General features: G+C 57.5%; 17 protein-coding genes and 4 pseudogenes. 15 read left to right on the top strand and 6 right to left on the bottom strand.

The window, feature by feature from the left end; translation table 11 throughout:
* Window positions 1–53 precede the first annotated feature (53 nt).
* The 3 genes from WFJ47_RS00650 to WFJ47_RS00640 all read left to right on the top strand — a co-directional run bounded on the left by WFJ47_RS00650 (window position 54) and on the right by WFJ47_RS00640 (window position 2,859).
* Entirely contained in the window at window positions 54–1,496 is a 1,443-nt protein-coding gene (locus tag WFJ47_RS00650; protein ID WP_336760170.1) for a leucyl aminopeptidase family protein, read from the top strand.
* 261 nt (window positions 1,497–1,757) lie between these two features.
* The gene (locus tag WFJ47_RS00645; RefSeq protein WP_127101172.1) at window positions 1,758–2,162 is read left to right on the top strand and encodes a MarR family transcriptional regulator; all 405 of its coding nucleotides are present in this window, start codon (window positions 1,758–1,760) and stop codon (window positions 2,160–2,162) included.
* A gap of 166 nt (window positions 2,163–2,328) precedes the next feature.
* Window positions 2,329–2,859: a GNAT family N-acetyltransferase gene (locus tag WFJ47_RS00640; protein WP_336760168.1), complete on the top strand. Its 531-nt coding sequence runs from the start codon at window positions 2,329–2,331 to the stop codon at window positions 2,857–2,859.
* Window positions 2,860–2,867: 8 nt separating this feature from the next.
* On the opposite strand, the gene WFJ47_RS00635 is transcribed toward WFJ47_RS00640, so the two are convergent.
* Complete coding sequence (locus tag WFJ47_RS00635; protein ID WP_336760166.1) at window positions 2,868–3,872, bottom strand: hypothetical protein; 1,005 nt, start codon at window positions 3,870–3,872, stop codon at window positions 2,868–2,870.
* 136 nt (window positions 3,873–4,008) lie between these two features.
* On the opposite strand from WFJ47_RS00635, the gene WFJ47_RS00630 reads away from it, so the two are divergent.
* From WFJ47_RS00630 to WFJ47_RS00620, 3 genes are all read left to right on the top strand, one after another.
* Window positions 4,009–5,967, top strand: coding sequence for a nucleoside-diphosphate sugar epimerase/dehydratase (locus tag WFJ47_RS00630; RefSeq protein WP_127101505.1), 1,959 nt, complete (start codon window positions 4,009–4,011; stop codon window positions 5,965–5,967).
* Between the two features lie 75 nt (window positions 5,968–6,042).
* Window positions 6,043–7,200 (top strand): DegT/DnrJ/EryC1/StrS aminotransferase family protein, encoded by a 1,158-nt coding sequence (locus WFJ47_RS00625; protein ID WP_336760164.1) that lies wholly within the window; start codon window positions 6,043–6,045, stop codon window positions 7,198–7,200.
* Complete coding sequence (locus WFJ47_RS00620) at window positions 7,197–7,658, top strand: hypothetical protein (RefSeq protein ID WP_127101164.1); 462 nt, start codon at window positions 7,197–7,199, stop codon at window positions 7,656–7,658. The genes WFJ47_RS00625 and WFJ47_RS00620 overlap by 4 nt, the downstream gene beginning before the upstream one ends.
* Before the next feature lie 200 nt (window positions 7,659–7,858).
* On the opposite strand, the gene WFJ47_RS00615 is transcribed toward WFJ47_RS00620, so the two are convergent.
* Window positions 7,859–8,431, bottom strand: coding sequence for a TipAS antibiotic-recognition domain-containing protein (locus WFJ47_RS00615; protein ID WP_336760632.1), 573 nt, complete (start codon window positions 8,429–8,431; stop codon window positions 7,859–7,861).
* Window positions 8,432–8,440: 9 nt separating this feature from the next.
* Window positions 8,441–8,587: pseudogene (locus WFJ47_RS00610) on the bottom strand (MerR family transcriptional regulator); the annotation flags it as partial.
* Between the two features lie 940 nt (window positions 8,588–9,527).
* On the opposite strand from WFJ47_RS00610, the pseudogene WFJ47_RS00605 reads away from it, so the two are divergent.
* The 7 genes and pseudogenes from WFJ47_RS00605 (at window position 9,528) to WFJ47_RS00580 (ending at window position 17,539) form a co-directional block, all read left to right on the top strand.
* Window positions 9,528–10,826 (top strand): annotated as a pseudogene (locus tag WFJ47_RS00605) (autotransporter strand-loop-strand O-heptosyltransferase).
* Between the two features lie 12 nt (window positions 10,827–10,838).
* A complete protein-coding gene (locus WFJ47_RS00600; protein ID WP_336760160.1) occupies window positions 10,839–10,970 on the top strand; it encodes a hypothetical protein in 132 nt (43 codons plus the stop codon).
* Window position 10,971: 1 nt separating this feature from the next.
* Window positions 10,972–11,274: pseudogene (locus WFJ47_RS16515) on the top strand (hypothetical protein); the annotation flags it as partial.
* Between the two features lie 12 nt (window positions 11,275–11,286).
* A complete protein-coding gene (locus tag WFJ47_RS00595) occupies window positions 11,287–14,220 on the top strand; it encodes a Hint domain-containing protein (RefSeq protein ID WP_336760158.1) in 2,934 nt (977 codons plus the stop codon).
* Window positions 14,221–14,647: 427 nt separating this feature from the next.
* Window positions 14,648–15,232 carry a sigma-70 family RNA polymerase sigma factor gene (locus tag WFJ47_RS00590; protein ID WP_336760156.1) on the top strand — a complete coding sequence of 195 codons (585 nt, stop codon included), beginning with the start codon at window positions 14,648–14,650 and terminating at the stop codon, window positions 15,230–15,232.
* Window positions 15,229–15,711: a hypothetical protein gene (locus WFJ47_RS00585; protein WP_336760155.1), complete on the top strand. Its 483-nt coding sequence runs from the start codon at window positions 15,229–15,231 to the stop codon at window positions 15,709–15,711. Before WFJ47_RS00590 ends, WFJ47_RS00585 begins: the two co-directional genes overlap by 4 nt.
* A 940-nt stretch (window positions 15,712–16,651) precedes the next feature.
* A pseudogene (locus WFJ47_RS00580) lies at window positions 16,652–17,539 on the top strand (IS630 family transposase).
* A gap of 336 nt (window positions 17,540–17,875) precedes the next feature.
* Here WFJ47_RS00580 and WFJ47_RS00575 read toward each other — a convergent pair.
* Complete coding sequence (locus WFJ47_RS00575; RefSeq protein ID WP_127101160.1) at window positions 17,876–19,195, bottom strand: aspartate aminotransferase family protein; 1,320 nt, start codon at window positions 19,193–19,195, stop codon at window positions 17,876–17,878.
* A 109-nt stretch (window positions 19,196–19,304) separates the two neighbouring features.
* Here WFJ47_RS00575 and WFJ47_RS00570 point away from each other — a divergent pair, with 109 nt between their 5' ends.
* Complete coding sequence (locus tag WFJ47_RS00570) at window positions 19,305–20,474, top strand: MFS transporter (protein WP_336760152.1); 1,170 nt, start codon at window positions 19,305–19,307, stop codon at window positions 20,472–20,474.
* 12 nt (window positions 20,475–20,486) lie between these two features.
* On the opposite strand, the gene WFJ47_RS00565 is transcribed toward WFJ47_RS00570, so the two are convergent.
* Window positions 20,487–21,761 (bottom strand): Zn-dependent hydrolase, encoded by a 1,275-nt coding sequence (locus WFJ47_RS00565; protein ID WP_336760150.1) that lies wholly within the window; start codon window positions 21,759–21,761, stop codon window positions 20,487–20,489.
* Window positions 21,762–22,081: 320 nt separating this feature from the next.
* On the bottom strand, window positions 22,082–22,678 hold the full coding sequence (locus tag WFJ47_RS00560) for a TetR family transcriptional regulator C-terminal domain-containing protein (protein WP_336760148.1): 597 nt from the start codon (window positions 22,676–22,678) through the stop codon (window positions 22,082–22,084).
* A gap of 328 nt (window positions 22,679–23,006) precedes the next feature.
* On the opposite strand from WFJ47_RS00560, the gene WFJ47_RS00555 reads away from it, so the two are divergent.
* A complete protein-coding gene (locus WFJ47_RS00555) occupies window positions 23,007–23,741 on the top strand; it encodes an HAD family acid phosphatase (RefSeq protein ID WP_336760146.1) in 735 nt (244 codons plus the stop codon).

Raw genomic sequence — 23,741 nt, 5'->3', positions numbered from 1 at the left:
AGCTCGAGAAGGCCCGGCCGGCCGAGATGGATCTGTACGAAAGGGTGAATGAAATGCGCAATCCGGAACAACTCTGTCTGGTGCAGCACGCCTCTATGGCGGAACAGGAAACGCCCAGAGCAGTTCATATCGTCCCCGAGGGGCAGGACATCAATGCCCTGCTCGGCGCGCAATCCGAAGCGCTTCTTGAAATGGTCGGCCCCGTAGAGGCCGGACGGCTCTATCTGGTGCCAGGTTCCTCCGGCATCGCCCATGGGATTTTCGTTTTCGATCCCACCCGCAGAGATGCCGCCTGTTTCGGAGCGCTCGCAACCGGGCTTCCGAAAGGCACATGGATGCCCATGGTCGACGCGACAACAACGCAAAATTGTCCGGATATCCTCTCTGATGTGGTGCTGGGATTCTGCATGGGGGCCTACCGTTATGCTGTGGGTCGCACGCTCAGCTTCGACACGAAGCTCGTTCTGCCTGGAGCGGGGGTGCATTTGAGCCCCTGTGTACTTCCAACTGCGCAGGGTTTCTGGCTCGGACGGGATCTGATCAATCAGCCAGCCAATCTGCTGGGCCCAAAGGAGCTCGCCGAGAGCGCTGCCGAGACGCTCAGGGCGCACGGAGCGACATGTACGCTCCTGTCCGGAGAGGCACTCGAACACGCTTATCCGTGCCTCGCTGCTGTGGGGGCAGGTTCGGATCGTCCCGCCCATGTCGTTCTGGCGCAGTGGCGTGGAAGCTGTGCCGGGGAGTCCGCCCCTTTACTCTCCCTCGTTGGGAAGGGGGTCTGTTTCGATACGGGCGGGTATGACATCAAGCCCGCAAGCGGCATGCTACGCATGAAAAAGGATATGGGTGGAGCCGCACTGATGCTCGCACTGGCCCATGTCATCATGGCCATGGACCTGCCCATTCGAGTGGAGCTACGGCTGGGGTGCGTCGAGAACAGCATCTCGGGCCATGCCATGCGTCCCGGCGATATTCTGGAAACACGCGCCGGGCTTAACGTCGAGGTCGGCAATACCGATGCCGAAGGACGGCTCGTTCTCGCTGACCTGCTCACCGAAGCTTGCGAGTCGAAGCCGGACTGGCTGCTTGACGCGGCGACTCTGACAGGCGCCGCCCGTGTCGCCTTGGGTCCGGATTTGCCTGCCTTGTTCTCGAACAATGCTGAATGGGCTCAAATCCTCTTGAGCGCTGCCGAGGCAGAGGGAGACGCCATGTGGCAATTGCCACTCTGGCATGGCTACAACGCATGGCTCCGCCGCAAAAATGCCCATCTTGGCAATGTGACCGATAAGCCGATGGCGGGGGCGATTACGGCAGCGCTCTTCCTGCAGCACTTCGTCGAACCCACTGTAAAATGGGCACATATCGACACTTACGCCTGGAATGACAGTGCGGCACCAGGCCGTCCGGAGGGTGGCGAAACGCTCGCACTTCGCGCCCTCGTGGCCGCTACATTACGTATGATTAATGAAAACGCAGGGTTTGCGCAGGCTTAGTCACTGAGTTTCAACAAAAAGATACTAAACCGATTACCAAAACGAACCTATATGACTGCGTATCGTTTGGCGGATGTTGTAGGAATGCAACGCTCATCGGGATTGAACCCGGGACCATTTCCTCCGACAGGCGTCAACAGGACACGCACCCAAGGCGTGGCGTCCCCGGAAGCAGAGTGGCTGCGCGGGGTGGCTTACTTGGGCGACGGGTAAGACCATTTCAGCCGCGCCCCCTGCGCGATGCATTCAGGAGTTTTTTCGATGGCCCAGGCACAGAACGACCAGATGCTGAACCTTCTTCGCGACACGATCGTCTCACTCGTCCGCAAGGATGGTCCCGATCTTTCCGCACGCCAGCTCGGTGTTTTCCTGACTTGCTACCTGCAGGACGGCGCGCATACGGTACGTGGACTGGCGCAGGAGCTCAACGTTTCGAAGCCCGCCATCACCCGCGCGCTTGACCGTCTCGGCGAGCTCGATCTTGCCCGCCGCAAGGTTGACCCGCTTGATCGTCGCTCGGTGCTCGTGCAGCGCACCCTGAAGGGCTCGGCTTTCCTGCGTGAGATGCGTTCGCTGATGAGCGAAGCTTCGGGCGTGGTCAAGCCGGCCGCCAAGACCAGCCGTGGCTCTGTCGAGCGTATGAACGTACGCCGCATCGCAGGCTGATCTGCTTCTTAGGCAGGGGCGAGGGTGCTGACTGGTTCCGCTTCCACGCCTCTATAGACAGGAAACCGCGTTCCGTAAGGGAGCGCGGTTTTTTTTTTTGCCTGGTTTCTCGCGCTTGCCGGCGTGGACGCTATGATCCAGGCTCTTTCGGGTGAGGGAGAAGACAATGACGGTAACGTCCTTCGCGCTTGAAACAGAGCGCCTCATTTTGACCCGGCCTGAACGATGCGATTTCGACGATTTCGCTGCCATGCGGGCCGAGCCGGAAGTGATGCGCTACATCACCGGCATTCCGGCCACGCCCAGAGAGAGCTGGGAACGCCTGATACGCTATCGAGGCTTCTGGGATATCCTTGGCTACGGGTTCTGGATCGTCAGATCCCGCGAGACAGGGCGTTTTGTTGGAACCGTAGGTTTTGGAGAGAACAGGCGCGGGCTTCATGAGGCCTTCGAAGGATTCCCCGAGGCAGGATGGCTGCTCGCCTCCTGGTGTCATGGTCAGGGTTTCGGCAGCGAAGCAGTTTCCGCCGCTTGTGCGTGGCTCGATTCTGCGACCCGCCATAAACGCAGCGTCTGCATGATCGACAAGCATAACGCTGCCTCTTTGCGGCTGGCGCAACGTAACGGCTATGCGTTCTTTACAGATGCCTCCTATATGGACACGCCGGTCGTGCTCATGGCGCGCCAGAAACCCTGATCAGCCCTTCACCATTTTCCCAGATCCGAGGCGCGTGCGCGGCTGATCACCAGGAAGGTCCAGCCGATTTGGGGCAGGAGTACCAGAAAGGCGCGGGCCCATAGTGGCCAAGGCTGCAGGTACACCCCCCCTCCCCAAAGAACGAAACACCAGGAGAGCAGGGTCACTGCCACGGGAGAGACGCCGCTTCGGGTCGCGAGCTGGTAGAGGTGGCTCCGATGCGCCTGGGCGAGCGGATCGCCCGCGAGGAGTCGCCTGACCAGGGTGAAGCCGACATCATAGAGAATTCCGAAAAGCAGGAATGGCATGATCAGCGGCCATACCGTCACCCGAGCGGCCTCGAGTCCTAACCAGGAGAGCGCGAGCCCCGCTCCCTGACTGCCGACATCGCCCATGAAAATACGCGCCCTGGGAAAGTTGAAGGGTAGGAACGCCATGAGGCAGCACGCGAGAATGAGCGCTGCATCCATCAGACCGCTCCGACCCGCCAGGTGAAAGAGAACGGCCACCACCAGCGCACTCAGACACATGGCTCCTGCGGCAAGACCATTGATGCCGTCGATGAAGTTCAGCGCATTCGTGACATAAACCAGCCAGAAGAAGCCGATGCCTCCCATGACAGCGAGCGCGACTAGCGCTCCCGTCGAGACCGGGAAAATCTGTACGCTCAAACCAGCGAGCGCCATGAGGGCGGCAAGGCCCTGAACCCCAAGCTTGAATGACGCCCGGTAGGAGTGGATATCGTCGAGCCAGGAGAACAGGACGAGCAGGGCGACCGCGATCAAGGGCAGCAGCAGGGAAGGGCCCGGCAGATCGCCCTGGGTCCAGAGCTGCGAGAGCGGGAAGACGAGCAGGAAGGCTATCACGATTCCGATTCCGCCCCCTTTGGGGGTGGGACGCGTGTGGGAACTGCGATGACCCGGAACGTCCATGACGCCCACGCGGATCATGTGACGGATAAGCAGCGCGCTTAGAGCAGCGGCACCTGCGCAGCAAATGACCAGGGGTATCATCGACATATCCGATATTTTTTCGTGACCGGGCGAAAAGCCCGATGACAGGGCATCGCAGAAAATGGGATTTGGGGGCTATAAGTGCGGTGTGAACACGAAGCAACACTCTCATAACCCGGCACCCGTCTCTCCATCCATGGTGCGACGCCACCGATCTTCAGGGCGCATCGCCGTCAATGTGCTGGCTGATGGCCTGATTTCGGCTGTTGCAGCGCCTCTCGCACGCTTTCTGGCCGCGCCGCATGACGGGCTGCTCCACCCTTTGTGGTTCATCATGGGAGGCGCTATCACCCTGCTGCTCAGCGGTTTGCCCTTCAGAATTCCGCAGCAGTACTGGCGCTTCTCGGGCGTTGCAGATCTGAGAGGCATCGCGGCTGCTTCGATAGGCGGCTCTGCCCTCTTCTCGCTGACGCTTTGGCTCTCGGGCTTTCCACTGCCATCGCCTACCTTTCCTCTGATTTATGCGCTGGTCCTGCTTGTCGGTCTGGGGGGCGGACGGCTTCTGACGCGGGTCTATGGCACAATGCGCAGCCAGGCGCAGGGGCAGAAGATCCGCGTTCTGCTCGCGGGGTCCGATCTGAGTCTCGACCTGTTCCTGCGAGCGCTCGAGCGCGCTTCGGATCGCCCCTATCACGTCACTGGCCTGGTCACCCGTTCGCGCGGGCAGCAGGGCCGACGCCTGCACGGTGTGCCCATTCTGGGCGTCGCGGAAGATCTCGGGAGCGTGCTCGATCGCATGACCCGTAATGACATGCTGCCTGATAGTGTCATCGTCACCGATCCCGAATGGCGTGGCTCCCAGCTTTCGGTGGTTCTCGATGCCGGACAGGCCCATGGTATTGCGGTGCAGCGCGCGCCCTCCATGACGAGTCTGACGCCTGCAGACGAAATCCAGATGCGCCCGATTGCTCTGGAGGATCTGCTCAATCGTCCCGAGGTGCCCCTCGATCGCGAGGGGATGGCGCGGCTGATTCAGGGCCAGGTGGTGCTCGTCACCGGGGCCGGCGGGACGATCGGATCCGAACTCGCCCGTCAGGTCGCACAGTTCGGGCCAGCACAATTGCTTCTCCTCGATCATGGTGAATTCGCGCTGTGGCAAATCGATCTCGAATTGTCGGAGTCCTGCCCGGATGTCACCCGTCGCGTGATCATCGCCAATATACGCGATGCCCAGCGTGTGGATGAGGTTTTCCAGACCTACAAGCCCGCTCTGGTTTTCCACGCCGCTGCGCTCAAGCACGTGCCGATTGTCGAAGCCAATCCCTGTGAGGGTGTGCTGACGAATCTGATCGGTACGCGGATCGTGGCTGACGCGGCCATACGTCATGGCGCCTCTGCCATGGTGCTGATTTCGAGTGACAAGGCCGTCAATCCATCGAGCATCATGGGGGCGACCAAGCGCTGCGCCGAGATCTATTGTCAGGCGCTCGCCGTCGAGGCCGAATCCCGGGGGTCGAAATTCCGCTGCGTGACGGTGCGCTTTGGCAATGTACTGGGCTCGACCGGCTCGGTCGTCCCCCTGTTTCGCAGGCAGCTCGAGCAAGGGGGGCCGCTCACGGTGACCCATCCGGACATGACGCGCTATTTCATGACCGTGCCTGAGGCGGTGGGACTCGTCCTGCAAGCCAGTGTGCGCGGCACGGCCTCGCGTCGACAGGCGGACGAGACCGATCAGCGCCTGCAGCAGGGGGGCATCTTCGTACTCGATATGGGTGAGCCCGTGCGCATTCTGGATCTGGCCCGCCAGATGGTACGCCTCGCAGGGCTCAGGCCGGATGAGGACGTCGCCATACGGTTCACAGGCCTGCGGCCGGGTGAAAAGCTCTATGAAGAGCTGTTCCACGGACGTGAGGCCCCCGTGCCGACCGATGCGCCCGGCCTCAAAATGGCTACGCCGCGCATGACCGATCTGCAGGCCGCGACAGCCCTTCTCCAGACTCTGGAGGCAGCGAGCCTGCGCGACGACGTCGATGAAGCCCTCGCGATCATCAAGGCGCTGGTACCCGAATTTGCGCATAACCCGCTGGGGGAGGTGCGTCATCCTTCTTCCTCGGGTGAGGAAGAGCGCCAGTCATCTGGCGCGGCGGCTTCGTAAAACAGGCGTCTTGTGGCATGGTCGCGCGCCATAGAGGGTCGCCGTCCGGTGGCTGAAGACGGAAAAACAGGTGCAATGAACAACAACGCCCCCATTTCCTTTCTGGATCTGCCCAGACAACAGGCCCGGCTGGGCGCCCCCCTGCGCAAGCGCATCGACACCGTGCTCGAACACTGCAAATTCGTGATGGGCCCGGAAGTCGACGAGCTCGAAGCCCGTCTCTGCGACTATAGCGGCGCGGCTCACGCAGTCAGTGTTTCCTCCGGCACCGACGCCCTGCTCATGGTGCTCATGGCCGAGGAGATCGGCCCGGGCGATGCGGTTTTCCTGCCGGCCTTCACCTATACGGCCACGGCCGAAGTCGTGCTCCTCCTCGGCGCGACGCCGGTTTTCGTCGATGTCGATCCTGCCACTTTCCAGATCGATCCTGCCAATCTCGAGGCCCGCATCGCCTCCATACGAGCGCAGGAAGAGTTGGAGCCCCGTGTCATCATCGGTGTGGATCTCTTCGGCCAGCCAGCCCCCTGGGAGGTTCTGCGCCGTATTGCCTCGGAGCAGGATCTCGTCCTGGTTGCTGATTGCGCACAGGCTTTCGGTGCGTCCCTGGCCGGGCGCAAGCTCGGGCGCGAGGCGCTCGCGACCACGCTTTCTTTCTTCCCCTCCAAGCCGCTCGGCGCCTATGGCGACGGCGGAGCCATTCTGACCGATGATGCCGAACGCGCGGCACTCTATCGCTCGCTGCGTACTCATGGTGAGGGCCGGACGCGTTATGAGGTTCTGCGCATCGGGCTGAACGGGCGTCTGGACACCTTGCAGGCGGCCATTTTGCTCGCCAAGCTCGATGTATTCGAGGCGGAACTTGCGCGTCGCGACGCCATCGCTACCGCCTATGACGACGCGCTCGCGGATCTGGTGCAGACGCCGATGCGTGTCGCGCAGTCGCGCAGCGCCTGGGCGATCTATTCCATCCTATTGCCCGACGCTGCCACGCGCGATGCACTCCAGGCCCATCTGGGCCGTGAGGGTGTACCCAGTGTGGTGTACTATCCGCGTCCGCTTCACGCGCAGCCCGCCTATGCGGAGCATCATGATGAGACGGTATCTCTCCCGGTCTCGGAGGGGCTCGGCGCCCGCATTCTGGCGCTGCCTCTGCACCCGGAACTGACAGATGACGAAGTGGCACGTGTCTGTGCGGCCGTTCAGACGTTTTTCCGTCAGGAGAGCGTGGCGTGAGAAAGGAGACCCTGCTTGTCGTCGGGTTTCTGGCGGTTGTTTTCTCCACCGTCGCCGTGATCTGGTTTTTTGCACTGCCGTCGCTGCGACCGCTCAAATTCGAGCGTCTGGCCGAGGCGAGCCTTACCATTGAGCAATCCGGACAAAACCGGATACTGAATGGGCAGGAGATTGCACAGCTCAATGACTGGCTGCAGGCCCATACCCATGGCTGGGCACCCCTGACCTCACCGGCCCCTTCGACGGGCGACGTCATTATCAAGGGCCGGAGCGTCCAGGGTGATGCCTTCGAATTGGCGCTGTGGACCGGGGTGAGCGGTGCTGACTGGAACAACACCGCCATCACCCGCGCCTCCTCCAAATCCCGTCTCAAGGTGCAGAGCTTCGGCGATGAGGATTGGGCGCGTCTGCGCCATCTCATTGATGGGCAGGGCTTTGAGAAGACAGATGTCCCCTGAGGCGAACGGCCCTTTGAGACGTCCGCTTCCTCCGACAGGGGCCCAATGTCATTCCGATTGGGTCAACCCTGCGCGGCCGCGATCGCTCGCCCAACGCTGACGTGCCAACTCGTCACGCATGACGCGTAGCCATGTCTTCGCGTCATGCGGGTGCCTTGTGCATGGTGGGTTGGTCAACCTCGATACGGGCGCTGCCTATCTTAGTCTCCCCGTCGGACGATTTCTGCGGTTTCGGACATGAAGCGATAGACCTCGGCACTGAAGGGACCCTTCAAAGTCTCGGTCTGCCAGTTCTCCATTTCCGCATACATACGCGCCATCTTGGTCCAGTGCTCGGTACCCAGCGCGTCGACCATCGGGGTCTGAAGAATACGCCACTCATCGAGCAAGGCGCGGGCCAGTGGTGCGCCCGGGGGCGTGCCTCGCGCCATGGCCGCCTCGCATCGTGAAATCAGGGAATGCCATTGGGCGGTATAGCCCTTCTCTTCCTCCTGAGCGGGGAAGAGGCTTGGGGCGACTTCCTCCCATCGCGCCATTTCTTCCGGTGTCAGGTAGCGTTGTACAACGGCTTTGAGGTCGTGGTTGTTCATGATTGTCTGTGCCTCCTTGATCAGGGAACAGAGCGTATCCACATCCGAGGCCGGGCGCTTTTCGAGCAATGTCCGTGTGTGACGAAGCCGTCGCAACATCTGATCGATCTGCCGATATCTGGCGCTCAAATGCAGAATCTGATTATCGATCAGGCTCCGGGAGTCGAGATCTGGGGTGAGCATCGCCGTCGAGATCTCCGCAAGGCGATACCCTGCCTGACGCAGGAGCACGATCTTCATGATCAGTCTGGCTTCCCGTTCATCGTAGAAGCGCCTTCCGGCCTCGCTTCGTCGGGGCGTGATGAGGCCCTTCGCTTCGAGATGACGCAGAGCACGGACAGAAAGCCTGCATTGTTATGCCATCTCACCGATCGATCGATTACGCGTCATGGCTCCCCTTTTTTCTTCTCCACCCACACCATGCGATCCTCCCCCTATGTCAGGAGCAAGCGGAAAATGAGGTTTTTCGTCTTTCTGACGCGCGGGGCCAGCACGCCACCGCCAGGTATCTGAGCCATATGAGCATTGTCCGAACGCGCGAATGCAGACAGCGGGCGAGGCTCACAAATCGCCATCATGGCGAAGGGTGATACGATCGATACGCGGTACAGCTCGATAGAGGAGGGGCTTGCGTACTGGAGGAGCCTTCCCGGCAGGCCTCACGCAGGGACCAGTAATGTCGCTATGGCCGCCCCAGCACACCATGACCGGAACCGGTCTTCGAAGTGGTGCTTCGGCACCCGGGTGTCGCTCCTGCGCGGCGTTACAAGCCTGGAGTAACCTCTATAGATGTTTCTGCGCGAACTGAATCGCGAGGGACTCCCAATCTGGTGATGATCTGAATATCAATCGGAAAAGCCTCGAATTTGTCACTTGGTGCGGCGAGGGCCGAAACGCTTCCCGGGAAACAACAGCTAGCAAGGAAAGACCCGAAGCAAGCTCGAACGAAAAGAGATTCTCTGATCTCTCCATGCGGCACCTTTACTTAGATGACCGCAAGGCGGAGGATCAACTCAAAGCACTGAAGATATCTGCAGCGACGAAATAAATTCCCCTCGAGTGTAGAAAATAAAAAAAGGCTTGATGCAAAACAGAGATAAGGTGATGTATAAATAGTACTAATTTGGTACTGAACACTTTTTTGTTATCAAATAATCAATATTTTTTCGTCCATCGCACCCACCTCATTCGTAATCAGAATAAGCGCCGATTTCTGGTCGGCAAACATTTCCCTGGAATTCGATCAGGGAGCTGGGCATTTCTGTAGGAACCGAGAGCGATGACGCAGACCGAAGAAGATGTCTCAGGCGACGAAAAAAGTGTCGGTGAACATCGAAAGGGCCGCGTCCAAAAAAAAGACCAAGTCGCAAGTGTTGGCCCGGCATATATTCCACCGGCAGTCTTACCTACGGTGCGACACGAGAGTGGAATTCGTTTTGACTTCAATTGCGGAGCGCGAATTCTTTTGCCGGACTGTGAGGCGGGAGAATGGTGCCTGACGATCAAGGATCTTGACACGGGCAACATTGTTTTTACTTACCAAACGAAAGGCGGATTCGTAACTTCCTCGAAACGATATTATAATCGTTTCCAGTTGGAGGTGAGTAAATCTGATGAAGAGGGTAACTTATATAGTGTATTTTTGCATGATTACGACTGTACAAAAAAAATAGTCATAATTCAACTGCCTATAGGAACCTTGGGGGACACGCTGGCATGGTTTCCCTACGTTGCCCGGTTCGCTGAGTCCCATCAGGCTTCGGTTGTTTGCACAATGGCAGGCTCATTGATAGAGCTCTTAGAAGATCAATATCCTGATATACGGCTCGTTACTCCGGAAGACGCAATAGCGGCCGGTCTAGTGGCAAATGCTTACGCCACGTACACGATAGGTTTGTTTTTTGACGATGCTGACCATCAATATCAGCCCACTGATTTCCGCCATGTCGGGTTGCATAAAACCGCAGCTTATATTCTGGGTGTAAAACCCGACGAAGTTCGACCTCTCGTATTTTCTGACGAGGAAAGTACGCCTTTTATCGATGAGCCTTATATCTGTATTGCAGCTCAGGCCAGTACGCAGTGCAAATATTGGAATAACCCAAGTGGATGGACTTCGGTTGTACGATGGGCGCAGCAGCATGGCTACCGAGTGATATGTATTGATAAGGCTCATTATTACGGAAGCGGAATAGTATGGAACTATATCCCACACGGAGCGGAGGACCAGACTGGGGATCGTCCTCTTAAGGAGCGCGTCCGCTGGTTAAGGCACGCCAAAGCGTTTGTGGGTCTATCATCGGGTCTTTCCTGGCTGGCATGGGCCTGCGCTGTACCCGTTGTCATGATTTCGGGTTTCACGCATCCGACAAATGAATTCGAGAATCCATACCGAGTTGTCAACTGGCACGCATGTAACTCGTGCTGGAACGACCCGGAATTCCAGTTCGATCATCGCAATTTCCTTTGATGCCCGCGTCACGCGGGAACACCTCGTCAGTTTGAATGCACAAGGCTGATCACGGATATGCAGGTAATTGCAGCGCTCGATAACGCACTAAATGATAATAACAGGTAAAGAAGCATACAAATGACCAGTACTAATGTTGGATATGGCGTAACCTCGACCAATCTGATCGCGGCGGCAGGAGAAGTTGTTGCCGTCACGGGGGGGGGCAGTTACCAATACTCAAGTTGCGAGCGGCGGTACGCTCTCGGTTAATATGGGAAGCAGCTGGGATCCGGGAGGGATTCTTGGTATCGGAGCCCACTGGAATTACTCTGCCGGGAACTCCACGAATACGACCGTCGCGTCAGGCGGCGTTGCCACGATCGGGTCGGGCTCAACCGAAGTCGTCGCAGCAGGAAGCAACGCAAATGTAATGATTGTATCCGGCGGCGCTCTGCTGGTGGGTGCAGGAGGTACTGCTGTAGGCAATACGCTCTCCTACGGAGCTAACGGTGACGTAAGCGCGGGTGGCACGGCTACTCAGACTTCAATTCAAGCCGGCGGGCATTTGTGGGTATATGCGGGCGGTTTGTCTACCGAAAATATTGTCGACGGATATATCAATATATACTCTGGCGCGTCGAGCTATAACGACGATGTGCGGGCCGGGGGTATTATCAACCAGTCCGGCGGTGTTCTGAGTGGCGCTCATATCGCTGCGCAGGGTACACTTAACATCACATCCGGTCAGACAATAAACCCTGTCATCGATAGTGGTGCAAAGGTGACTGCCTCGTCAGGGGCTGTCGTCATCGCCGAAAACGCGACAGTCAATTCCGTAACCCTCTTAAATGGTGCGACGGAAACCGTGAAGGCCGGTGGCATTGTCACGGATACAATTGTTTCTGCTGGTGCGATTCAAAATATTCTCTCGGGTGGATCTGCGCTTGATAACGCAGTGTCGCAAAGTGGCACGGTAAATGTCCAGGGTGGCGGTCTCGTTTCCGGGGGCGTCGTCTCGGGCTACTGGGCAGTCGTCAACGTATCGGCAGCTGGCGTAGCGTCGGGAGTAACGTTGACAGGGGCCCCGGGGGGGCTCTTGTTTCCTAACAACATGGGCACGATGAATATTCTCAGTGGAGGTACCGCTGTGAACAATATCGTAGACGAATATGGCCTCGAATATGTCTCAGCTGGTGGGACGACTATTAGTGCTTTAGTTCAGAACGGCGGGTTACAAACTGTCTATTCTGGTGGGATGACTTCAGGTCTCACCCTCGCTAACGGTGGTTCGGCCGTGATTATGGCAGGAGGAGCGGGTTCGAATGTCGTTGTGAGCGGCGGCGGGACCAATGGCGGCGGAAATCTAACCGTGCAAAGTGGGGGCATTGTAACGAATATTAACGTCGCAGCTGGTGGGAGCGCGACATTCAATGCCGGTGCGACGTTATCGGTAACAAATTCGACTGATTTTGCTAATGTAACCCTTATGCAAGGGGCAAGGGCGAGCCTCGCTGGCGTTGGCACCGTCGCATCGAATCTCCATATCACCACCAGTAATTCGGTAGCTACCACATCCGGAAGTATTATAAATAATGCGACTGTATCGGGTAAGGCCGCCACTCTCAACGTAAATAACGGCGGAACAACGTCTGGTACCTCCCTCACAGGTGGGGATAGCAATGCAGCGGGCGTCGAAAATGTTTACGCTGGAGGCATCGCGCATAATACTCAGGTGGGAAGATACGGAATACAAGTTGTTCAGGGTGGTACCGCGATAAGCAGCTATGTGAGTGCTTTAGGTGAACTGGACGTCAACACAGGCGTCGCGTCTGGGGCGCTTATCGACGCCAGTGGTAGCGCCAATATTTTGGCAGGTGGAAGCGGCGTCGGTTGGTCAATCAATAGCGGGGGCGTTACAAACGTTAAATCAGGGGGTGTTATTATCAACAGCCTCGCAAATACGGGAGGTAAGGTCAGTATTCTTACGGGGGGGAGTGCTGTTGCTATGCCCCTGACCAATGGCGCTCACGTTCTCTCAAATGTTACGTTATCGGGGGGGAACGCGTACGTTTCGTCTGGAGGTGTTGCAACCAATATCAATATTGCGACTTCTGCAGGAAAGCCTTTCGGTAATGTTATTGTTTCTGCTGGCGGCAGTGCTGTTGCGAGCGGTACTGTGCTGAGCCGAGTTACTGTCCAATCGGGAGGAGTTTTGGTTGTCGATGGGTCGATAACCGATAATACGCTTACAACGGTTATGAATGCCTCTCTTCAATCTGGGAGCTATATCCTCTTCCCTGAACTGAATAAGGGGAATTCCTCCTATACAACAACTGTCGTTGGAAATGTGTTGACCGTTTATAGCGGAGGTAAGGCTGTCGCCAACGTCACGCTCGGCGACAGTCTCTATAACGGCCAAGGTTCGGAGTTCATAGTCCAACCCAGCGCGACTGGCCTCATGGTCCAAGTGTGCTTTCTTGCAGGCACAATGATCGAAACGCCAAATGGTGCTGTTGCAATCGAAAATCTTTCTGCTGGCGAGATGGTATATGTCTGGGAAGGTGGGAAGAAAGTTGTTGCGCCGATCAAATGGATTGGATCTAAAACACAGCGTGTCAATCGGGACGAAAGGCTCGAGGACGCCGGATACCCTGTACGCATTCGTAAAGGAGCAATTGGACTCAATGTACCGTCAGAAGACCTCTTGATCACACCAGAGCATTGCCTCTTCATCGACGGATGTTTTGTTCCAGTAAGAATGCTCGTCAACGGGCATAGTGTATTCTACGATCAGTCTTATGATGAATATGAATACTTTCATCTCGAGACAGAGAAGCATTCTGTACTCATCGCCAATGGGACCCTGACGGAGAGTTATTTGGATACCGGCAATCGAATGACGTTTGAAAGTAAAGCTCTCGCAGAACTAGGAAATGTCATCCGTATTGGATCGAGCCAGACGCGTAAGAATTGGGAGCGTGATGCCGCTGCACCCTTAAATACGTCTCGAGAGTTTGTAGAACCCATCTACAACAAAGTCCTTGAGCGCGCATGTATCAGGGAGGGGGTGAAACCAGTACTGACGGAGGATGCAGAACTGGTCTTGGAAACACTCCAGGGGAGGTTGATCAAGCCCACTCGTCGGATTAACGGGAGGTATGTATTCATGATTCCCTCCACTGTAGACACTGTGTTCCTTCGTTCACGTACGTTCCGTCCAAGCGACACAATTGGGCCCTTCTGTGATGATCGTCGCTCTCTCGGTGTTTTGGTCGGTCAGGTATGCTTATTTGACGCAAACTCTAGCGTCATGCTGAGCGAGCATCGCGAAGCGGCGATGCTTGAGGGATGGTATCCGATCGAGCATCCTGATATGAGGTGGACTTCGGGGCGCGCCAAATTGACTCTCGGCGATCGGGTGGCAGATAGTATTGGCTTATTGAGCGTAGATGTACTCTCAGCAGGACCCTATCTGGCTGCTGAAGAAGAAGTCTCATTACAAGAGCGACGTACTCGATAAACATTGATATTTCTATGGCAGTGGTCGGACCAATGATGAATAGTTCCCATCATTGCCATTGATCGTGATGCTTTAAGATTGAATACCTATATATATTAAGCGACTATGATGTTTTTACGACGATGTTCGTTATTTTCTCTCGTTCATATTGCATGAAATATATAAACCAACCGGAAATCTGCATCATTCACTCTACATGTCGTGTGAATTGCGAAGAATAACGGGTTTTGACGATGGGGGGGGAGAAAAAATAACCGTGATCGAGTCTGAAAAGAGAGAAGCTCTATCAATGCGGGTCGATTTCGTGAGGTTAAAGGAAGATCTGGTCTTGTTCGACGCGCAGCTGCGCCGAGTTGGTCACTGCGGAAGGGGGGCTGCCTTATATCTCGAAAGATATTCCGTTTCGCTCGGGATAAGGCGCTGAGAGATGAGTAATAGTCTTGAGGGATATGATGCAGCGTCAGATGAACATTTGATGGAACGTTGCAGCAGGCTCGATCACGAGGCATTTAACGAAATCGTTCGTCGCTACGGGAAAAGCGGCATACGCGCAGCCTTCAGGATACTCGGGAATGCTCACCTCGCTGATGATGCCACTCAAGAGGCACTGCTGAGGGTTTGGGAAAACGCAGGGAAATTCGACAGCGAAAAGTCTAGATTTTCTGCCTGGTTTTTCACGATCGTGACCAATATCTGTCTAGACTATCTAAAAAAGAAGCCTATGGAGCCACTTCCTGAAAATTTCGATGTGGCGGACGAAAGGGCGGATACAGAGCTAAAAATACAGGAGGCCCAATCTCAAGGATTTTTGCTTAGACTATGCCGGGCTCTTCCGAAACAGGAGCGCGTGGCAATTGCTTTGATCTATGGTGAGGGCTACGCTGTGACTGAAGCTGCCAAAATAATGGGGATGCACAGGAAGGCTCTGGGAAGACTATTGATAAAATGTCGTATACGTCTGAAGAGGGAGATGACAGGAGCGGTTAGTGGAGAACAGGATAGGCTTGTATGAAAATAAGAGAGTTCAGCCACCTGGCGTCGATCTACGGCGGTGACATCGACGTTTGGCCGCTAGATCTGCAGGACGCGGCGGCTACACTGGCGCGCAATAATGCTACTGCTCGGGCGATTATCGACGATGCGCGGAAGATCGATTTCTCGATCGTTCAGATGATAGAGATCACTCCCACTCAAGAGAAGGAATTGGCGCTCTTGGCTGAGGAGATGATAGAAAAAATTTCACTAAAAAAAAGCGACAAAAGAGAGCGTGTATTCAATGTAAGTCCCCCTTTTTCTAATGATGAATTTCTAACATTATCCCATGTCATGAGCGTGCTAAACAGTCGGCACTATAGATACCTGTTTGCCACACTATTTTTAATCTCGACGCTGAGCGGTGGACTGTTGGGTAGTCTCGGGCATCATGTAAGTACCGACTATATTACTGATATTATATGTAGTGCGGTAATTTATGAGGATTTGATGAGATGATATTTTCAAAAGACAACCTCGCGAAAATAATCATTCTTATTCTCGTAACAAGCAATCTATTTCTTATCGCGTTCCTCGTCTCGTACAAATTGAGCGATGAGACAGTCTGTGTAGACCGTCGTCTCACGCTTGCCTCTCTGGCGCAAAGTCTTCCACCCGCTGATAAAAGGCGATTTTCCGCGGAACTGAAGCTCCACGAAGCCGAATATAGGGCGTCATTAGCGCAGTTGAGGAAATCTAGGGCAAGCTTGGATATGGCGATAATAGCGGTTGATTTCGATATGCAGGAGGCTTCGACCCGCTTTTCAAATTGGAAACAGTCGCTCGACGAATTCATCAATACGTTTGGAAGTATCCTTATATCAGCGACCTCGAAAGTTTCTCCCGAAGGGCGCAGGAGCCTGGTGGATACTTTTCCAGCTGTGCCGAGATGCAAATAAAAATTTTAGGATATCGGACTTCGATTTCGATAAATCGTAAATGCGAGGCCGGTTCAGTAGTCATCTGCGGACGCTGAGATATATATTCCGGGCTATTAATGCTTTGATCGATATACGTTATTCAAAGACAGATGCGGTTTCGAACTTTAACAAGACGAGGTAGGGTACAAGCCGGTCCGAGAGAAGATGGGTTCGCAGGTGAGGTTATGCGGATCGAATAGACGGACGAGTCTAAGCTTCGGGTTGCGATGGAGGCAATCTGGCGCGAGCAGACACTGGCGGGACCTAGCAACGGCTGCATCACAAAAAGCCGAGGCCCTCTCAAATCATTCATCCTCTGCTTCTAGAGCGGTCCCTGAGCGAACTGAATCGCGAGAGATTCCCAATCTGACTGTGATCTGATTCGAGATGACGGCCGGAATGGTGGCCGGCGCTGAATATCGTCACGCGCGCTGTCTCTGGATCTACGTGCCCGCGTTGTCGCGGCGGTTTGAAAGGGCCTGTCCCGCCGGCAGGCTGCCGAGCGCTTCGGCGTCAGTCCGGCGAGTGCCGTGCGCTGGTGGGCCCTGGCCGCGTCGACTGGCAGCCCCGCAGCAAAGCCACGCGGTGGGGATCGGCTGTCACACAGGATCGAAGCACAGGCCGACCGGATCCATGCCCTGATCGCGGCGCAGGACGACCTGACCCTTGCCGAAACCCGTATCCAGCTGGCTGAGGATGGCCACCATTTCCCAATTGGCACGCTGTGGCGCTTCTTCGCACGGCCACCAGATCACATGGAAAAAAAGTCCGCCCATGCGGCGGAGTAGGATCGTCCGGATGTCCTAACGCGACGGCAGAAGTGGTTCGATAGCCAGCCCTATCTCGCCCTCGAGCAGCTGGTTTTCATCGATGAAGCCTGGGCCTTGACCAACATGGCGCGACGTCATGGTCGCTGTCGACGGGGGCAGAGATTACGATCCGCCGTGCCGCACGGGCACTGGAAGACCACAACGTTCATAGCGGGACTGCGGCTGACCGGCATCGTGGCGCCCATGGTGCTGGACGGACCGATCAGCGGCCGCAGCTTCCTGACTTATGTCGAACGCGTCCTCGTACCGGATCTGCGCCCCGGCGACATCGTCGTCATGGACAATCTCGGCTCGCATGAGGAACCGGGCGTGCAGGCGGCAATCTAGGCGGCCGGGGCCAGCCTGGAGTTCCTGCCTCCTTACAGCCCGCAGTGCACTTCGATTGAGATGGCCCTCTCCAGGCTCAAGGCCCATCTCCGCCGCGGCGCCGAACGCACCCGCGAGGAGCTTTGGAACAGGATTGGAAGCCTTGTTGATCAGGTCACGACCGATGAATGCGCCAATTTCTTCACCGCTGCGGGGTATGAGCCAGAATGAGAGGAAAACGCTCTAAACGATCATCGCCTGCGACTGAGACGAGTGCGTGCTCCCGGTGAGGAGTAGCTCATCACGCGGTTCGGCATCCTGCGTTGTCGTTTGAAATCTCGTCTGGTGTCTCACGTAGGGATCCTGTCGCTCAAAGCCACGATGGGGATGGGCACATTGTTCCGCGTCTCAGCAGCATTAGTTTCGAGATGAGCACCCGTATTGGCGGTGGCGGGCGCGATCAGGGTCGATGATGCGCTTTGACCAGGAGGTCACGAAAGCTCTGTCCAACTCACCAGCGTTTCGGAGGAACCCGAGCCCCATGTTTGTGGGACCCGGATCTGACTCTCAGTCGACCGATTTGAGAATGCGGCCAATCGTTTCGAAGATACGATCGATCTCGTTTTTCTCGATGATCAGGGGCGGCGAGATCGCCAGAATATCGCCGGTGTAGCGAAGCAGGAGCCCTTCATTGAATGCCTTCTCGAACACTTCGAAAGCGCGCGTCGTCTTCGCCTGGCGTGGGGCGAGTTCGATTCCGGCGACAAGGCCCTCATTACGGATGTCGACCACATGCCGCGCGCCCTTGAGCGCGTGCGCGGCTTCTTCAAAATAAGGGGAGAGGGCGGCGGCGCGCTCGAATAGATGCTCTTCGGCATAGGTATCCAGCGTCGCGATGGCGGCTGCACAGGCGATCGGATGGGCCGAGTAGGTGTATCCGTGCGGCAGATCGATGGCTTCGCGCGGTCCTTGCATGAAAGCCTCGAATATTTCGTCCGAGACGATATTCGCGCCCATCGGGATTGTCCCGTTGGTGATGCCCTTGGCGACCGTCATGATGTCGGGCACGACGCCGTATTTTTCGGCAGCGAACGCGGCACCGAGGCGACCGAACCCCGTGATGACCTCATCGAAGATCAGCACGATGCCGTGCTTGGTGCAGATCTCGCGCAGACGCTTCAGATAGCCTTTGGGAGCCGGAAGCACGCCTGTCGATCCCGCCATGGGCTCGACGATGACAGCAGCGATGTTGGAAGCATCATGGAGAGCGACGATGCGCTCCAAATCATCGGCAAGCTCCGCACCATGTTCGGGGAGGCCGCGGGAGAAAGCGTTGCGACGCAGATCGAGCGTGTGCGGGAGATGATCCACTCCAGTCAAAAGCGAGCCGTATAGCTTGCGGTTGCCCGAGATCCCACCGACCGAGATGCCGCCAAATCCGACGCCATGATAAGCGCGCTCACGACCAATCAGCCGGGTACGCGTGCCCTCGCCACGCAGGCGATGATAGGCAATGGCGATCTTGAGAGCGGTATCGCCTGCTTCTGACCCTGAATTACAGAAGAACACATGGTTGAGCGGGTTGGGTGCAAGTCGCGCCACGCGATCGGCCGCTTCAAAGGCGAGAGGGTGACCCATCTGGAAGGCCGGGGCGAAATCGAGGGTCGCAACTGTCTTCTGCACCGCCTCGACAATGCGGGGCTGGCTGTGACCGGCATTCACGCACCACAGCCCTGCGCAACCATCGAGCACTTCACGCCCTTTATCATCGCGATAATACATGCCCTTGGCCGAAACGAGCATACGCGGTGAATCGCGGAACTGGCGATTGGCCGTGAAAGGCAGCCACAGGGCGTCGTGATTGCTATCGGCAAAGGGCGTGGTCATTGTCTTGCTCCGGCTCCTTGTGGAAAAATCAGGTCCAAGTGGTGGCATGGCGCGCGGGTTCTGCAAAGTAAGAAGAACTTGCGTGAGCTTTAATTCTTCGGGGGGTAATATGGCGTCTGCTCGCAGCGCGCTGCTTTCTCTGGCAGTAGGGGCCTTTGCCATTGGCACGACCGAATTCACCCCAATGGGGCTGTTGCCGGTCATTGCGCAGGATCTGCATGTCAGCGTGCCGAAGGCAGGAGGGCTCGTGAGCGCCTATGCCTTCGGCGTCATGATCGGCGCGCCGTTCATGACGCTCCTGCTCGGAGCGGTCTCACGCAAGGCCGCCCTGATCGGGTTGATGGCGCTTTATATCATCGGCAATCTTGGGGCCGGATTGAGCCACAGCTACGCCCTGCTCATGTTCTGGCGCGTGGTGACCAGTCTCTCACACGGCGCCTTTTTTGGTCTCGGCGCGGTCGAGGCATCGAGTGTGGTCGCGCCGGAGCGGCGTGCATCGGCAGTGGCCTCGATGTTTCTGGGCCTGACCATAGCGAATATCTTCGGCGTGCCGGCGGCAACCTGGCTTGGCGATACCATGGGCTGGCGCAGCGCGTTTCTGGTCACGGCCCTGCTCGGTGCCCTTGCCGTATTGGCTCTTTCCGTCGCACTTCCGCCACGAGGCCGATCGGCGCGACCGGATGTTCTGGGCGAGTTGCGCGTGCTCGTGGGCGGGGAGGTGCTCCTGGCCCTGACGGTCACGACACTCGGGGCTGGGATCATGTTCGTTCTCTACACCTATATTGCGCCCTTCCTGCACACCATCTCACGGGCGAGCGATGCACTGGTGACGCTGGCCCTGATGACCATCGGGGTCGGGTTCAGTATCGGCGCGGCTCTTGGCGGAAGGCTGGCCGATCGCTCCACGGGCTTCGCGCTCAAGGTGATGCTGCCCGTGCTCGGCGGGGTCATGCTCGTCTATCCGTTTCTCGCCGTTAGTTCTGTGGGCGCGATCGCAGGTATTCTGGTCTGGAGCGCAGCTTCTTTTGCCATCATGCCAGCGCTTCAGATGCGCACCATGCAGGCCGCCCGAAAGGCGCCTGCGCTCGCTTCCTCTGTCAATATCGGGGCGTTCAACCTTGGTAACGCCCTAGGTGCGTGGCTGGGGGGCGGCGTGCTCTCCGCCGGGCTCGGCTACGGAGCGGTCTCCATGAGCGGCACGGCTCTGGCTGGGATCGCGTTTGTGATCGTCCTGCTTGCCCGCAAGAACGCGGCGGGGCCTGTGATTAGTCAGGAATGATACTGCGCCCCGTCACGCAGTCAGCGGATCGAGCCGTACGTCGATAGCCAGCAGGCTTTGCATCAACACTGCAGCCCCGGCAGCGATGTCTTCTTTCGTCGCGGACTCGGCTTCATTATGGCTGAGGCCTCCGGCACATGGCACAAAGACCATGGCGCTCGGCACGACACGCGCCAGATAGACAGCGTCGTGTCCCGCGCCTGAAATGAGTTCTCTGGCAGTGAGGTGCAGGCTGCGAGTGGCATGGGCGATCGCATCGATCACGCGTTGATCGAACTGGGTGGCAGGCAAGTCCCACACCTCTCGGATACCGATATTCACCCCATATTCGCGCGCAAGGGCAGCGGCACGGTCGCGGAAGCTGTTTTCCATGGCGAGCACGACCGCGTCATTCGGGTCACGCAGATCCACGCTGAAGCAGACCTCGCCCGGCACGGTGTTGGGATTGTTGGGCTTGAGGGAAACCCTGCCCACTGTCCCCACGGCATGAGGCGCGCGATTGAGCGCGATCTCCTGTACCGAGGCCATCAGTCGTGCTGCGGCCTGCAAGGCGTCGGCTCGCATCGTCATGGGGGTGGTACCCGCATGGGTCTCCCGACCGCTTACCGTGACTTCGTACCAGCGCATGCCCTGAACGCCGGTCACGATGCCAATAGCGCAGCGCTCCGCTTCAAGAACGGGGCCCTGTTCGATATCGAGTTCGAGATAGGCGGTGAGTTCATGAGAGCCGCAGGCTGCGCTCCCTGCGGCCTCTATCGTGGCCAATGCTTCTTCGAAGAAGGTGCCCGAAGCGTCCACGCGGCTCAATGCGAACGCCGACGTGAAGACGCCCGAAAAAACGCCCGATCCGAGCATGGCCGGGGAGAAGCGCGCGCCTTCTTCGTTTGTCCAGTTCACGATCTCGATAGGATGACGGGTCCGGACCCCGCTCTCGCGCAACGCCCGCAAGATGGCGATACCGGCGACCGCGCCGACGACGCCAGCGAATTTCCCGCCGCTGGGCGGGCTGTCGAGATGGCTCCCGATCGCAATGGGGGCGAGGCCAGGCTCACGCCCCTCCAAGCGGGCGAACTGGTTGCCCATCCCGTCGGTCGAGAGGGTCGCCCCTAGCGAGATACATGTACGCGCAAACCAGTCGCGCACCTGACGGTCTTCCGGCGTCAGGGTGAGACGACACACGCCGCCCTTGGCAGTGGCCCCGAATTCGGCTGCTTCAAGCAGGTCATGCCAGAGAGCGTCGGCGTCGATGCCGTTGTTTTCCGGCAAGTTGGGCTGATGATTTGGCATGTTCCGAACTCCTTTGGTCGCCATGATGGTGAACGCGAAAGGGGCCGTGGGCCCGACGCGCCGAAACGGGAGGCGTCATGTCGGCGAGCGTGTGAAACGATGACGGGTGGGATCGCCTTTGGCAATGGCACGGTTCGGCCTCTGACCAGAGTGTCTTTCCCTGTCGATCCGGCCTGACCGAGACGGACGCGCACAGTCTTGCGAATGGGGGTGGAAGTCCGAAGATGCGCGATCATAGGGAGACCGACGGCCCCAGCCGTAGCGATGAACACGATGAGGCATATCCTCGGCTCGTCATCGAACATGGGAAGAAGTGTGGCTCAGGCCCGTGTGACGAGGGAGAGGATGGTCCTGGCTGCTGCGCTGAAATCCTTCTCTTCCAGTGATTTCTGGCCCAGAAGACCGGTGAGTTGTGGCTGCATGTCCGCGTACCACTGTGTCATCGCCCAAAGACAGAACAGGAAGTGGAGGGGGTCGCCCCTGGGGATTTCCTGCCGGTCCATCCACACCGCAATTGTCGCTTCGAATGGACGGATCGCCTCGCGCAGCGTGCTGGAGATATAGTCCTGCAGGTAGCGCGCGCCCCCAAGAATTTCGTGCGCAAATACGCGTGAGGCCTGGGGATTACTGCGCGAGAAGGCGAGTTTTGCCTCGATATAGCCCTCCAAGGCTTCCGTTGCGGGCATGTCGGGCTTGAGCCAGGCTTCGCAGCCCCCAAGCCATTCCTGCATCGTCCGACGCAGGACTTCCTGATACAGAGTTTCTTTCGTTGAAAAATAATAATGAATATTCGCCTTGGGAATGCCCGCGACCCGAGCAACTTCGGCGATGCTTGCGCCACTGAATCCGTGTTCGGCAAAAACTTTTTGCGCGGCGTCCAGAATTGTGACTACGGCTATTTCGCGAGGAGCACCCAACGCTTCATTCCTCCTAGGGCGGCGCGATGTGATTACGCCCGAACATCACGCCACTATGTTCAAGTATTTGAAAAAGTAAAGACACGTCTCCTTGCCCCTACCGGCGGAGCTCCTCTTTCTGGTATACAAGATGCTGGACGTTGCGCTCGTGATCTGTTTCACTTGCGGTGATAACGCGCTGCGCGGAGGATGAACGCCTCGCCTTACACGAAGCGATCATGCCCATGATTTATGTCATGGGCATGATCGCTGATTTATGCTGCGCTGCGACGCATTGACCGGAGTTACAACCCGGAGAGTGAGGCGGCAAAAGGGAGAGACGGACCAGGTGAGTGAGAACGTGATGTCCCTGCACAGGAAGGATACGGGCAGGAAGCAGGTGCTTGGTCGCCTGAGATGCCTGGGCCCGCTGCTGATGACTGTGGCTTTACCCGGCTACGCCCTGGCCGCGCCTGTCAATGTGGGGGATGCCGCCCTGAATGCCACCCGCTACCATGATAGTGGGGCATATGAGCGCGATTTCAATTCCGTGCTGCAGGACGCCGAGGACTGGATACGCCTGCGCTCCTCTCACGTGGTCAAACCGGCCGTCATCCTCGATATCGACGAGACGTCTCTGTCGAACTGGCCCGAGATCGCCGCAAATCAGTTCGCCTATTTCCGTGAGGGTCAGTGCGCTTCCTTGCCCAAGGGACCTTGCGGGGTCGAGGCCTGGGAGCAGAGCGCGCGAGCCGAGGCCTTCCCGGAAACGCTCTCGCTCTACAACATGGCGCAGCAGCACGGGGTATCCCTATTTTTCGTGACTGGGCGCTATGAGAGGGAGCGCAACGACACGGCACGCAACCTTGAGAGCGCTGGCTATCACGGCTGGGTAAAACTCGTCCTGCGTCCCGAGGGCAGCCATACCCCCTCCGCCTCGGACTACAAATCAGCCGAGCGCGCCAGGATCGAGCAGGAGGGCTATCACATCATCGCCAATATTGGTGACCAGCCTTCGGACCTCGCGGGCGGCCATGCCGAACGCGGTTTCCTTCTTCCCAATCCTTTCTATCGGGTGCCCTGA

It is taken from the genome of Asaia sp. VD9 (assembly GCF_037150015.1).
GTDB lineage: Bacteria > Pseudomonadota > Alphaproteobacteria > Acetobacterales > Acetobacteraceae > Asaia.
The sequence above is the reverse complement of the archived record's forward strand: the minus strand, read 5'-3'. Positions and strand labels throughout refer to the sequence as shown.

Bases quoted from the DNA above. Each gene is read 5' to 3' on its own strand.
- WFJ47_RS00650 (WP_336760170.1), top strand. From the start codon at position 54: ATGCGCAATCCGGAACAACTCTGTCTGGTGCAGCACGCCTCTATGGCG.
- WFJ47_RS00645 (WP_127101172.1), top strand. From the start codon at position 1,758: ATGGCCCAGGCACAGAACGACCAGATGCTGAACCTTCTTCGCGACACG.
- WFJ47_RS00640 (WP_336760168.1), top strand. From the start codon at position 2,329: ATGACGGTAACGTCCTTCGCGCTTGAAACAGAGCGCCTCATTTTGACC.
- WFJ47_RS00635 (WP_336760166.1), bottom strand. From the start codon at position 3,872: ATGATACCCCTGGTCATTTGCTGCGCAGGTGCCGCTGCTCTAAGCGCG.
- WFJ47_RS00630 (WP_127101505.1), top strand. From the start codon at position 4,009: ATGGTGCGACGCCACCGATCTTCAGGGCGCATCGCCGTCAATGTGCTG.
- WFJ47_RS00625 (WP_336760164.1), top strand. From the start codon at position 6,043: ATGAACAACAACGCCCCCATTTCCTTTCTGGATCTGCCCAGACAACAG.
- WFJ47_RS00615 (WP_336760632.1), bottom strand. From the start codon at position 8,431: ATGCTCACCCCAGATCTCGACTCCCGGAGCCTGATCGATAATCAGATT.
- WFJ47_RS00600 (WP_336760160.1), top strand. From the start codon at position 10,839: ATGACCAGTACTAATGTTGGATATGGCGTAACCTCGACCAATCTGATC.
- WFJ47_RS00590 (WP_336760156.1), top strand. From the start codon at position 14,648: ATGAGTAATAGTCTTGAGGGATATGATGCAGCGTCAGATGAACATTTG.
- WFJ47_RS00585 (WP_336760155.1), top strand. From the start codon at position 15,229: ATGAAAATAAGAGAGTTCAGCCACCTGGCGTCGATCTACGGCGGTGAC.
- WFJ47_RS00575 (WP_127101160.1), bottom strand. From the start codon at position 19,195: ATGACCACGCCCTTTGCCGATAGCAATCACGACGCCCTGTGGCTGCCT.
- WFJ47_RS00570 (WP_336760152.1), top strand. From the start codon at position 19,305: ATGGCGTCTGCTCGCAGCGCGCTGCTTTCTCTGGCAGTAGGGGCCTTT.
- WFJ47_RS00565 (WP_336760150.1), bottom strand. From the start codon at position 21,761: ATGCCAAATCATCAGCCCAACTTGCCGGAAAACAACGGCATCGACGCC.